Origin of the sequence: Aeromonas sp. S8(2024), assembly GCF_041403085.1 — a bacterium.
In the GTDB taxonomy this organism is placed as follows: Bacteria; Pseudomonadota; Gammaproteobacteria; order Enterobacterales; family Aeromonadaceae; genus Aeromonas; species Aeromonas dhakensis.
The window spans coordinates 650,219-662,145 of the sequence record NZ_JBGLRF010000003.1; the positions used below are offsets into that span (position 1 = coordinate 650,219).

An 11,927-nucleotide genomic window follows, 5' to 3' on the forward strand; every position below is an offset into this window, starting at 1 on the left:
CCCCTCTCCTCTTGCCGATGACCAAGCAACCCTGCGGGCCCTTGCGGCCCGTTTTTGTACCCGCCAGAAACGAAAAAACACGCCCGGGGGCGTGTCGATACCACACTTTGTTGCCCTGACGGATCAGGCTTTGGTCGCGATCGCGCGATAGGCCAATGCACCCAGAATGGCACCGACGATGGGCGCAACCCAAAACAGCCACAGCTGGCTCAGTGCCCAGTCCCCCACGAAGAAGGCCACACCCGTGCTGCGCGCCGGGTTGACCGAGGTATTGGTTACCGGAATGCTGATGAGGTGAATGAGGGTCAGGCACAGGCCAATGGCGATGGGGGCAAACCCGGCCGGGGCCCGGCTGTCGGTGGCGCCCATGATGACGAACAGGAAGAAAGCTGTCATCACCACTTCGCACACCAGCGCCGCCAGCATGCTGTAGCCGCCCGGGGAGTGCTCGCCATAGCCGTTGGAGGCAAAGCCCGCCGCCAGGTCAAAACCGGCCTGACCGCTGGCAATCAGATAGAGCACAGCCGCAGCGGCAATCCCGCCCAGCACCTGAGCGACCATGTAGGGCAGCACGCCGGAGGCCGGAAAACGACCGCCGGCCCAGAGCCCGATGGTCACGGCCGGGTTCAGGTGACAGCCCGAGATATGGCCGATGGCGTAAGCCATGGTCAGCACGGTCAGGCCGAAGGCCAGCGCCACGCCGAGCAGGCCGATGCCGACGTTTGGAAAGGCGGCAGCCAGCACGGCGCTGCCGCAGCCCCCCAGCACCAGCCAGAAGGTGCCCATGAATTCAGCTGCAAAAGGTTTCACTTCTCGACTCTCCCAATGATGGATGAAGCGGGAGCCCAAGGCTCACCGGGCCGCACCACGCGGCCGGCGCATATTATGGGAGTCAGGATCGGGCATGCGAAGGGAGGGGGGAATGGCCATAAAACGTGACATGCATCACAAGCCGTTGATTAACTGAGAGGATTGTCGTTAGCGACCGATCAGGCAGCCCTTCTCGGTGGAGAGGAGGTGCGACAGAAAGTGACCCTTTTGAGGCTTCTGCCGACAGTCGCCGCTGCCAGAGGTGGCAACCGGTGCATGCCCGGTTGCCCGATAGCGCCGCTATCACAGCGGCATGCGCGGTTCAGCGGTAGCGACCGCGCACCGATCCCGTGCTGCGTCCGGCCATCTTGATCAGGATCTGGCGGGTATGGAAGTGGCAGAGCGCCACCCCGAGGGCATCCGCCGCATCCGCCTGCGGGGTGGCCGAGAGCTTGAGCAGGTGGGTCACCATGTGCTGCACCTGCTCCTTGGCGGCGCCGCCGGTGCCCACCACCGCCTGCTTGATCTGGGTCGCCGAGTATTCGCTCACCGGCAGCAGGGCATTGACCGCCGCCACGATGGCGCTGCCGCGAGCCTGACCCAGCTTCAAAGCCGAATCGGCATTACGGGCCATAAAGACCCGCTCGATGGCGAACTCGTCCGGCTTGAACTGGGTGATGATCTCGCTCACTCCGTCATAGACCTGCTTGAGGCGCGACGGCAGCTCCCCCAGGTCGGTGCGGATGCAGCCCGAGCCCAGGTACTCCGCCTTGCCCGCCACGATGCGAATGACCCCGTAACCGGTGATGCGTGAACCCGGATCTATCCCCAAAATAATGCTCATAGACTCGCTGCTGCTCTGAAGGCCGTTTCTGCTCGCCAAGATAGCAAACAAGCCAGCGCTTGGCTCGCCCGGCGGGTGCCCTCCCCTGCCGACTGCGCAGGGATGCGCCATCTCATACAGTGGTCCGGCGATTTTTTCGCCCGCCCCCTGTCCATGGTCCGAGCAAACCGGCGCGGCGCTCACCCTCACTCCCCCGCCAGGGCCACCAGTTGCTCCGCCAGCCGGTGGCTGTGCAGGTAGCTCTCTATCAGCGCTACGTCGGCGCGGCCCGCCTCAATCTGCTGATACCAGTGGGCCAGCATGGCGACAAAGCCCCGGCTCGCCAGCACCGGCTGCCAGTCGTCGGGGGCCAGGCTCTGCACGGTTTTATCGCGGGCCATCGTGCCCCGGGTGCAGTTCTCGATATGCAGGGAGAGGTTGTCGCCATAGGCGTCGATACGCTCCTCGGTAATGCCAGCGCTGCGATTCATGCTGCCGCTCACCGCCACCTGCCCGCTCTGCCAGGCCACGCTCACCCCGGCCAGCAGCGCCGGCTGGCGGGTACAGCGTCGCAGCACCGCATGCAGATCCCCATCAGGTGTGCCGCCGTAGTAACAGAGGCTGTCTAGCACATGGATAAAGTCGTCGAACAGAAACGAGCGCGGCGTCCCCGCCAGGGCATGGCGGTGCTTTTGCCAGTTGAGCTCGGTGAGTGGCTGGCCGCGGGCTTCACTCATGGCGGGCAGATAGCGGCGGTTGAAGCCCACAAACAGCGGGCAGTTCTGCGCCAAGGCAAGATTGGCGAGGCTCTCTACCCCAGCAAACGTGTCGCATAGCGGCTTGTCGACAAAGGTGGGGATGCCGGCGCGCAGGCATTGGGCGGCCAGTTCCAGGTGCACCGCGGTGGCAGCGTGGATCATCACCGCATCCGGGCGGCTTGCCAACAGGTCACCCAGCTCGGTGAAGTGCTCGGCGATCCGGTACTGGCGGGCCAGCTTCTCCAATACCGCCGAATTGCGGGTACAGAGCAGCGGGGTGACTCGCTCGTCACTGGCCAGCAGCGGCAGATAGGCTTTCTGGGCAATATCACCAAGACCTACGAGGGCAATGCGCATGACAACTCCTTGTTTTATCAGGCACGCGTGGGCAGGGTCAGCGCTGGCGAACGCCTGCGCCAACCGGTCAATGCAAACTGGCGGACAGAGTAGCACTCCCCTCCTCTCCCCTCCATCGGCGGCGCCAAAAGCAACAGGGGCGACCCGCCGGTCGCCCCTGTTTCTGCATCTGTTGCTTGCATTACACGCCGGATCGGCCTGCGAGGATCAGCCCCGTGACAGCCCTTTGAGGGACTGGCAGTCGTAGTAGGTGACCCGCGGCTTGTCGTTGTAGTTAAGGTCGATCACCCCGAACAGCATTTTACGGGCGGGAATATAGACGTGGACATAGTTGGCCTGTTTCTCGTCGGCCACCTTGACGCTCTCCTGGTTGTTGTTCAGATAGGAGTTGAGCAGTCCTGCGCTGCTATAGCGCTCCAGCAGGTTCATCGGGAGCTCTTCGTTGTGCTTGAGGGTGCACAAGTTCTCCGGCTTGGGCGGGAATTGGCCCACCACCACTTTGCGCCCTTGCGGGCTGGTCTTGTCAACAGAGGTCATGCTGCCGGCACAGGCCGTCAGCGCCAGCGCGGGCAACAACAGAAACAGTTTTTTCATGGGGTCTGAACTCACAGATGGCGGGCCATCCCGGCCCGGTTTTGCCGCAGTGTTGACCGCGACGCTCGCCGCCGCCATCACCGCTGTCGCTTTTTTGATATCTCTCGCCGAGCAGGCTCGTGTCGCGAGTGGCGCGCATCTTCACACCCGGCACCTCGTTATTCAATCACTATTCAATCAACAGGACGGGAAGAGTGTAACCAGATATTTCAGGGCATCTGGCGCCCTTTTGCCACCTCTCCTGCCCCGCAAACCTGGCGGCGGTGCAGGCTTCGGACGAGTGTCTCTGGCTCCCCCAGCCTTCAGCGACGCCCGGGATGACGGCCTTATGGCCAGCCCTATGTAACTGATTGATCACCTTATGTTTCACCTGCCAGAGCGAGAGCGGATCATAAGTTGGCAAGCCCATGGGGCCCGGCTGACCGCGTACTGGCAGCAACCGGCCTGCTGTCGATACCGCCGCAAAACAGGTTTCATATCGGTCTCTTCTTGGCTACCATGCCCACCTTTCAAGGAGCAGATGAGGGCAAGGAACCGATGAACAACGAGACGCTGCAATCCCTTTTTCATTACAAGCGCTGGGCCGATGACGAACTGCTGGCGGCCCTCGCCACCCTGGATGCCGCGCAATATGGCGAGGCTCACCACACAGCCCTGCGCATCTTCAACCATATCCATGTGGTCGATACCATCTTCAAGGCCAACCTGCTGGGGGAACGGCACGGTTTTACCGCCACCAATACGACAGAGACGCCAACCCTGGCGGCGCTGCACGGCGCGGTCACGGCACTGGATAACTGGCTGGTGGAGTATGTGGCGACCCTAAGCCCGCAGGCGTGCAATACCCAGGTCCGGTTTCAGTTCACGGATGGCGACCAGGGGCAGATGAGCCGCGCCGAGATGCTGCTGCACCTGGTAACCCACGGCGGCTATCACAGGGGGGCGATCGGGCGGATCCTGGTGCAGTGCGGCATCACGCCGCCGCGCGATACCCTGACCACCTTCTTGCATCGCAGCGAACCTGAACGGCGGGGTGATGCAGCCCTGGCGGATAACGAGGCTCGTCCATGAAACCCGCCTGTCTGCGGCTCGCACCGCTGCTGCTGATCGAGCTGCTAAGCGGCTGCGCCGCCGCCATTGATCACTACTCGGGGCGCTTTCGCAACACCCTGGCCGCGGGGGAGACCCGCGCGGCCATTCGCGCCGAGCTGGGCGATCCCCAGCTCTGCCAGCAGGCCACCTTTCTGACCGAGGACAAGGTGCAGGGCTGCGATCGCTTTACCGTGCTCGGCAAGATCCACAAGCGCGGTGACGGCAATGGCCAGGCCACGGCAAGCGCCGTGACAATGGGGCTGGGGGAGCTGATCCTGGTGCCGATGACGGTGGCCAGCGTGGCGGCGGACTACACCGAGCGTCACACCATTACCGTCTATTACGATCGGGACGATCACTATCTGTTTCACACCCTGCTCAATGCCAAGGGGCAGGAAGTGTGGCAGTAGGCGCAGCCAGTAAACCAATCAGCGCCGGTCAAGCGGTCTTCTTTGATCTCTGGCCAGCGCCTTTTCCCGACGAGGGAGGCCTTATTGACAGCGCAGCGCCGGTTTGTCTTCCAGCAGCCAGGCTATCCAGCGCCGCCGCGAGTTCAGCACAAACCCTTCGTCGGCCGCGATCCCGCTGACGATATAACCGTCGGCCGCCGGGTCAGCGGCCTCGCGGGAGAAGGTGAAGTCGCTGCTGTTCACCCGCTCCCCCTTGCTGAGCGCCGCATCGAGCCGCGGCGTCATGACGACGATGGCCAGCCCCGCGGCAGAGTCGATGCCAAGGCCGCTGCTCGCCACCTTGCCGACCGCCACCGGCACCCGGATGGCGCAGTGGCGCCCCTCGGCATCAGTGGTGGTATAGGTTCCCTCCCCCACCCGCCCCTGCAGCCACAGCAGCTCGCCACGGGTCAGGCTGTCGACCTGCAGCAGGCCCAGCGCCCCCTTGGGAAAATCGTGGGGATTGTCGAGGGCGGCCACCGCCAGCGAGCAGCACAACATAAACAGCCAGAGTGCGTGTCTCATGCCGATGCCTCCTTGCCAACATGGGTTGCCCCGCTTTGCTGCGCCAGCAAATAGATAAGCAGCAAGGGCCCCACGGCCGGCACCAGAAAGACCCAGCCCCACCAACCGGAGCGGCCGGTGTCGTGCAAGCGACGCACGATAAGCGCAATCAGGGGCACGCTGCTCACCAGGCCGTAGCTCAGATCCAGCCAACCCAGGTTGGCAAGCAGCACGTCCAGCCAGATGCAGATCAGGGTGACCAGCAGATGGCCCAACATGAACCACCCACATTCAGCCCGGGTGGTGCGACCCGAAAAATCCAGGGCGCGTTGCCACCCCAGCCAGTAGAAAGAGAACATGGATACCTGCCTTTTATGGTGATTGAGAGCCCTTATCATGGGGAGCAAAGCGCCCCCGGGCGTCCTCAAACCGGTTTCAGGTCGTCCTCGAACCGCGCCTGCGCCATCATGGGCTTCATTCGCCTGACCCAAGCCGTTATGCTGGCATGCCGCCGCCGGTCAACGGCCACTCTTTGCACACGGGATACATGATGCTGGCCATACCCATACCCTTTATCGTCTCCTTGCTGCTGGCACTGCTGGCCGCTGTGCTGCTGGCGCGCCTTGGCCGAGTGGCCAGAACGACCGCCCTCTTTTTGCTGCTGTGCGCCATCACCACCGGTGCGGTAGGGCTGCGCTGGACCTTCGATCTGGCGCTGCTCACTCTCGCGCAGCCGATCCTCGCCTCACTTATTCCGGTGGCCGCCTGGCATATCTTCAGCCGGGCCAAGGCGCCAGCGGCCCGCTTCTCCTGGCTGCACGGCATCGGCCCCGCGCTGGTTGCCTTCGGCATGCTGACCCACAACTGGTTGCCACTGCCACTGCCACTGGATGGCCTGCTGACCGCCATCTATCTCTGCTACGGCATCGCGCTGGTGCGTTTTTCCGATAAGACGCAACTGCTGCTGTATGTCTCGTTCAATGAGTGGGAGGGGATCAGACGGGCGGAACATATCGCGGGCTGGATGCTGTTGTTTTCGGCGGCCATCGACGCCGCCGTCTCCCTCGACTTCGCCTTCAATCAAGGCCAGCTGGCGCCCTACATCCTGTCGCTGGGTCACCTGATGCTGGTGCCCATGCTGGCGGCGGCCGTGGTGATGGTGGGAGTCAATACCGCTGACGCAGAAGAGGAGGAGATGCCAGCCTCCGAACCCGAGCCTGCGGGGAAAGCGCCGCTGCTGAGCGACGATCGCGCCCGGGAAATCGTGGCCCTGCTGGATAACCTGATGAAAGAGAAAGCCTGCTATCTGGATCCTGAGCTGACCCTGGCCCGTCTCTCACGCAAACTGGGTATTCCCGCCAAGCAGATCTCCAGTGCCGTCAATCTGGTGCGCCAGCAGAGCATCCCCAGGGTCATCAACGAGTATCGGATTGCCCATGCCAGGCAGGCTCTGCTTAACACAGATGAGAGCATCACCCAGATCTTGATGAACGCCGGTTTTCAGACCAAATCCAACTTCAATCGTGAATTTCAGCGCATCACCGGCCTGACTCCCAGCCAGTTCAGAGCAACGCGCGACCTGTCGGCCGCCTCCTGAATCAGTCGCCAGCTCTCGTTTGCTCCCGGCGATCCAGCCACTTGCCCATCCTAGCCCCCAGCTCGGAGCAGACCAGCGCCGTCACGGCGGCCCAGAGCAGCTGGTTGCCATCAAAGCCCGCCTGCTTTTCAAAGAAAAAAAGCACCAGCAGATTGAAACCGATGATCCCGAGCAGCAGCCCAAGGCCGCTGCCCACCTTCTCCCTGCGGGATCGCACCTTTAACGCCATCTGATTGCTCCTGTTGAGATGAGATAAGGGGTACCTATCGCCCCTGCCGATCTACCCGGCAAGATAACAAAGCCACCCCCGATGGGGACAGCCATCTTTTGGGGCTCGGGCATCCAATCCTTATCTGCCCAGACTGATGGCCAACAGCCAGTTCCTGACACTGTTTGGAAAGATGTGAAGGATGCAGAACAACAGAGTTTGATGCCGGTCAAAAAACAAAACTTTTCTGATTGTTAAGTCAACTTGATGCTCACATCAGCAGTTTCGTTTGGCTTACCATAGCCATCCAGAGCCTGTTGAGCTGCGATGGGTTGCTGTCATCGCGGGTCAAGGGAGCAAGTAATCCATGGGCAGTAGCTTGGGATTGGTCGGTGATACGCCTCATAAAGACAGGTGGGTGTCACAAAGATCTTGAATATTGTCTGGTTTAAAATGAACACCGGTTTACGACCGGTGTCCAAAGATAACTAAATTATCACACTAGGTTTATCTTGGTTTTCAAGTCTTTGAATTAAATACTTGTGAGCAGAGCTAGATATATCGCATCCCATAGCCTGCCGATTCATATTTATTGCTGCGACTAACGTAGAACCAGAACCAAAAAATGGATCGACGACTAAATCCCCCTCATTTGAGCTCTGACCTATCAATGTCTCTAATAGTGGTACTGGTTTCTCTGTCGGATACCCACGATGAACCCGCTTGCATTCCAAAATATCTGCAATACCAAGATTATTTAATTTTCTCTTCCCCTTTTCAAAAAAAAGAACAAATTCATATTTAGCACGATAATGATACCCCATACCAATTGCCATTTTGTTCCAAACAATAGGCTTCCAAAACTTGAACCCTACTTTTTCAGCTATTGGCTTCACATAAAACATTGTTTCTTGGTCGCAAAACAAGTAAAAGTGTGAATTTTTCTTTAAAACTCGATAAATTTCAATTAATAAAGTTTCGAATCGCTCATTCGGAAATATATCAAACCATTGATTGCTAGAACCTTCACTCACTTTGAGTCTGGTTGTAGTACCAATTTTCCGATGTTTTTCAAGAGACTCATACGGAGGATCGGTAATAATAAGATCAACGCTCGCAGGAGCGAGCGTTGAAAGCCAACTTACAGCATCTTCACATGATAAAAACATTTAACCTACTTAAGACTGCTACAAACACGACCGTTCAAGTGTACAGTCGACGGTAGGCCTTTGTCCAAAGTTCGACAATCAACACAGTAACTCTGGTCACCATGAGGATTTCTACCTGTTACACGCGCATCTGTTTGACCAAACGAATCAGGATATTTATGATAGACATGTTCTACACCATTAGTATCTGAACAACGAGGACAAGATTTGTACTCTTGACCTTGTTCATCATGTTTATGCAGCATTCCATCATTCAAAGCACCTTTACAACACGTACAAGACATTCACATACTCCTTATAAATAAATATATATTCTCTACGATGTCAAAGCTGGTCATTTATCAATTAAATCACCATCTTTATATCCCGATAGAGGTATATGATGATATTCCAGACTCAATGGGATCGCAAGTGGCATTTTCTAATAATAAATACCAAAAATTTTTCACGAAAACGATCATCTAATGACTGTTAAAGCACTGAGAAGCGAACATAAAAAGGCGACCATTCGGTCGCCTTTTTATTTCTATCACTTTCCAATCAGGTATATCACCGAGCCGGTCGCTTGGCACCATTGCCTTTAGCCACGGACTTGCCGCCCTGAGTAGCGGGTTTGGCGCCCGGCTTGGCAGAGCCGGCGCGGGTCGGAGCCTTGCCCTTGTGGGCGGGTTTGCCAGCCGGTTTGCTCTTACCAGCACTCTGACCTGCGCCCTGACCTGTACCTTGCGAACTGGGCTTGCCGTTGCCCGAGCCTTTCTGGAGCTGAGAGCCGACCGGTTTTCCATTGCCTGCCTTACCGCCGTTTCTGCTGGCTGCCGGGGCATTGCCTGCACCGGCCTCGCTGCGGGCGGCCTTGTTGCCCGACCCGTTGCTGCGCTGATGGGTGATGGCACTGTGGCGGGTCAACGCGGGCTTGAGGCCCTTGCTGCGGCTGCGCTCGGCCTTGGCTTCGCCACGGCCTTCCGGCGGCACCAGGCAGTCGGGGCCGTTGCCGATGAGGTGGCCCTTGCCCATCTCCAGCAGGGCTTCGCGGATCATCGGCCAGCCGGCCGGATCGTGATAGCGCAGCAGCGCCTTGTGCAGACGACGGCGACGCTCCCCTTTCACCACGAACACGTCCCCGCCCTGGCGACTCACCTTGTTGAGCGGGTTTTTCTCGGTGTAATACATGGTGGTGGCGTTGGCGAGCGGCGATGGGTAGAAGTTCTGCACCTGATCGAGCTTGAAGCGGTTGGACTTGATCCAGAGCGCCATGTTCACCATGTCTTCATCCGTGGTGCCCGGGTGGGCGGAGATGAAATAGGGGATCAGGTACTGCTGCTTGCCCGCCTCTTTGGAATACTTGTCGAACAGCTCCTTGAAGCTGTAGTAGCTGCCCATGCCCGGCTTCATCATCTTGGAGAGCGGGCCCTCCTCGGTGTGTTCCGGCGCGATCTTGAGGTAGCCGCCCACGTGGTACTTGGCCAGCTCCTTGATGTAGCGCGGATCTTCCACCGCGATGTCGTAACGCACCCCGGAGGCGATCAGGATCTTCTTGATGCCCTTGAGGTCGCGCGCCTTGCGATAGAGGTTGATGGTCGGGCTGTGGTCCGTGTCCATGTGCGGGCAGATGGTCGGCCAGACGCAGGAGGCGCGCCGACAGGTCTGCTCTGCCTTGGGGCTCTTGCAGCGGAGCTTGTACATGTTGGCGGTGGGGCCGCCCAGATCCGAGATGACGCCGGTAAAGCCCAGCACCTTGTCGCGGATCTCTTCGATTTCTTTCAAGATCGACTCTTCCGAGCGGCTCTGGATGATGCGCCCCTCGTGCTCGGTGATGGAGCAGAAGGAGCAGCCGCCGAAGCAGCCGCGCATGATGTTGACCGAGGTCTTGATCATGTCGTAGGCCGGGATCTTCTCGTTGCCATAGGCCGGGTGCGGCACCCGCTGGTACGGCAGGCCGAACACCCCGTCCATCTCGTCGGTTTCGAGCGGGAAGGCGGGCGGGTTGACCCAGATGATGCGATCGCCGTGGGCCTGCGACAGGGCGCGGGCGCAGCCCGGGTTGGTCTCGTGGTGCAGGATGCGCGACGCATGGGCGTAGAGCACCTTGTCTTCCTTCACCCGCTCGAACGCCGGCAGCTTGACGTAGGTCTGCTCCCAGGGTTTTTGCTTGGGCGGCTGCACCAGGATGGGCTTGGCCTCCTGCTCCACCGGCGCGGTACCTTCGTCGTCCGCGCAGGGGGCCCCTTCCATATAGGGGTTGGGGATGGGGTCGATGCGGCCAATCTGGTCGAGCTTGCTCGAATCAACCCCGCGCCAGCCCGGCAGCGGCTCCTTGCGGATCACAGCGGTGCCGCGAATGTCCTGCATGGTGTCGATGGTCTCGCCGCCTGCGATGCGGTGAGCCACCTCGATCAACGGCCGCTCTGCGTTGCCGTAGATGAGGATGTCGGCCTTGGCGTCGATCAGAATGGAGCGACGGATGGTCTCGGACCAGTAGTCGTAGTGAGCGATGCGGCGCAAGGATGCCTCGATGCCGCCGATGACCACGGGGACCTCTTTATAGGCCTCTTTGCAGCGCTGGGTGTAGACCAAGGTGGCGCGGTCCGGCCGCTTGCCGCCCACATCCCCCGGGGTATAGGCATCGTCGTGGCGCAGTTTCTTGTCGGCGGTGTAGCGGTTGATCATGGAGTCCATGTTGCCCGCGGTCACCCCGTAGAAGAGGTTCGGCTTGCCCAAGCGCATAAAGTCATCCTTCGATGACCAGTCCGGCTGGGCGATGATGCCGACCCGAAAACCCTGGGATTCGAGCATGCGGCCGATCACCGCCATGCCGAAGCTCGGGTGATCCACATAGGCGTCGCCTGTCACCAGCACGATGTCGCAGCTGTCCCAGCCGAGCTTGTCCATCTCCGCACGGGACATGGGCAGGAAAGGCGCCGTGCCGTAGCACTCGGCCCAGTAACGGGGATAGGAGAAGAGGTTGGTAACCGGCTGCATTTTGACCACCTGGAACAATTCGGGTCGCGCATTATACCGGCAGAGCAAGGCGGGGGCGACGGCTTTTTGCCCCTACGATAGATGCGGAAAAGGCGAGCCAGCGGGGCTCGCCTCAAAAGTGCGGGTCAATGGTCGGCTCAGGCCAGGGCGCGGGCCAGCACGATACGGTTGTAGTGACGCTGCAGCAGCTGATAACCCCCCAGCAGGCACCAGACCAGGGCGGGCGCCAGGAACACCGGGTGGGTGGCCAGACGCAGCATCAGCAAACCCAGCAGGATCAGCGCAAACGGTCGGCTCTCGTAGAGCCACAGCGGCCAGCCCTGCTTTCGCATCAGCCGGTGCTTGTCTGGGCGGCGATAGGCGCCGCGCCGAAACCAGGCCAGCGAACCGGCCAGATAGAGTGCCAACCCGGCCAGCAACAGCCCCGGCTGATCGGCAATCCCCAACAAAAGCAAACCGCTGCCCATGTAGGCAAAGGGCAGCGGCTCATAAATGGCTGATGGCAACATGACTCACCTCGAGTATCAAACTGGCTACATATTAACCCGCAGCCATTTGCTTGCCAGCCTCTGCCCCTATATGGGGGG

General features: G+C 59.9%; 13 protein-coding genes. 3 read left to right on the forward strand and 10 right to left on the reverse strand.

Going from position 1 to position 11,927, the window contains the following annotated elements; translation table 11 throughout:
* Window positions 1–123 precede the first annotated feature (123 nt).
* From aqpZ to ACB031_RS11830, 4 genes are all read right to left on the reverse strand, one after another.
* Entirely contained in the window at window positions 124–810 is a 687-nt protein-coding gene (aqpZ, locus tag ACB031_RS11815) for an aquaporin Z (RefSeq protein WP_371139614.1), read from the reverse strand.
* A 322-nt stretch (window positions 811–1,132) separates the two neighbouring features.
* Window positions 1,133–1,654 carry a crossover junction endodeoxyribonuclease RuvC gene (gene ruvC / locus ACB031_RS11820; protein ID WP_005298649.1) on the reverse strand — a complete coding sequence of 174 codons (522 nt, stop codon included), beginning with the start codon at window positions 1,652–1,654 and terminating at the stop codon, window positions 1,133–1,135.
* 185 nt (window positions 1,655–1,839) lie between these two features.
* On the reverse strand, window positions 1,840–2,748 hold the full coding sequence (locus ACB031_RS11825; RefSeq protein WP_371139615.1) for a Gfo/Idh/MocA family protein: 909 nt from the start codon (window positions 2,746–2,748) through the stop codon (window positions 1,840–1,842).
* 207 nt (window positions 2,749–2,955) lie between these two features.
* Window positions 2,956–3,342, reverse strand: coding sequence for a hypothetical protein (locus tag ACB031_RS11830; protein WP_005298645.1), 387 nt, complete (start codon window positions 3,340–3,342; stop codon window positions 2,956–2,958).
* Between the two features lie 537 nt (window positions 3,343–3,879).
* Here ACB031_RS11830 and ACB031_RS11835 point away from each other — a divergent pair.
* The gene (locus ACB031_RS11835) at window positions 3,880–4,413 is read left to right on the forward strand and encodes a DinB family protein (protein ID WP_371139616.1); all 534 of its coding nucleotides are present in this window, start codon (window positions 3,880–3,882) and stop codon (window positions 4,411–4,413) included.
* Window positions 4,410–4,844 (forward strand): hypothetical protein, encoded by a 435-nt coding sequence (locus tag ACB031_RS11840; protein ID WP_371139617.1) that lies wholly within the window; start codon window positions 4,410–4,412, stop codon window positions 4,842–4,844. The genes ACB031_RS11835 and ACB031_RS11840 overlap by 4 nt, the downstream gene beginning before the upstream one ends.
* A gap of 81 nt (window positions 4,845–4,925) precedes the next feature.
* Here ACB031_RS11840 and ACB031_RS11845 read toward each other — a convergent pair whose 3' ends face one another.
* On the reverse strand, window positions 4,926–5,408 hold the full coding sequence (locus ACB031_RS11845) for a hypothetical protein (RefSeq protein ID WP_371139618.1): 483 nt from the start codon (window positions 5,406–5,408) through the stop codon (window positions 4,926–4,928).
* Window positions 5,405–5,746 (reverse strand): DUF805 domain-containing protein, encoded by a 342-nt coding sequence (locus ACB031_RS11850; RefSeq protein WP_329274542.1) that lies wholly within the window; start codon window positions 5,744–5,746, stop codon window positions 5,405–5,407. The genes ACB031_RS11845 and ACB031_RS11850 overlap by 4 nt, the downstream gene beginning before the upstream one ends.
* 191 nt (window positions 5,747–5,937) lie before the next feature.
* Here ACB031_RS11850 and ACB031_RS11855 point away from each other — a divergent pair, with 191 nt between their 5' ends.
* Complete coding sequence (locus tag ACB031_RS11855; RefSeq protein ID WP_371139619.1) at window positions 5,938–6,984, forward strand: helix-turn-helix transcriptional regulator; 1,047 nt, start codon at window positions 5,938–5,940, stop codon at window positions 6,982–6,984.
* Window position 6,985: 1 nt separating this feature from the next.
* Here the strand turns inward: ACB031_RS11855 and ACB031_RS11860 are convergent, their stop codons facing one another.
* The 4 genes from ACB031_RS11860 to ACB031_RS11875 all read right to left on the reverse strand — a co-directional run bounded on the left by ACB031_RS11860 (window position 6,986) and on the right by ACB031_RS11875 (window position 11,849).
* On the reverse strand, window positions 6,986–7,213 hold the full coding sequence (locus ACB031_RS11860) for a hypothetical protein (protein WP_371139620.1): 228 nt from the start codon (window positions 7,211–7,213) through the stop codon (window positions 6,986–6,988).
* 467 nt (window positions 7,214–7,680) lie between these two features.
* On the reverse strand, window positions 7,681–8,361 hold the full coding sequence (locus ACB031_RS11865) for a site-specific DNA-methyltransferase (protein WP_371139621.1): 681 nt from the start codon (window positions 8,359–8,361) through the stop codon (window positions 7,681–7,683).
* 549 nt (window positions 8,362–8,910) lie between these two features.
* Window positions 8,911–11,340, reverse strand: a complete 2,430-nt coding sequence (locus ACB031_RS11870) for a YgiQ family radical SAM protein (RefSeq protein WP_371139622.1) — start codon at window positions 11,338–11,340, stop codon at window positions 8,911–8,913.
* Between the two features lie 137 nt (window positions 11,341–11,477).
* Complete coding sequence (locus ACB031_RS11875) at window positions 11,478–11,849, reverse strand: hypothetical protein (RefSeq protein WP_010634698.1); 372 nt, start codon at window positions 11,847–11,849, stop codon at window positions 11,478–11,480.
* Window positions 11,850–11,927 lie beyond the last annotated feature (78 nt).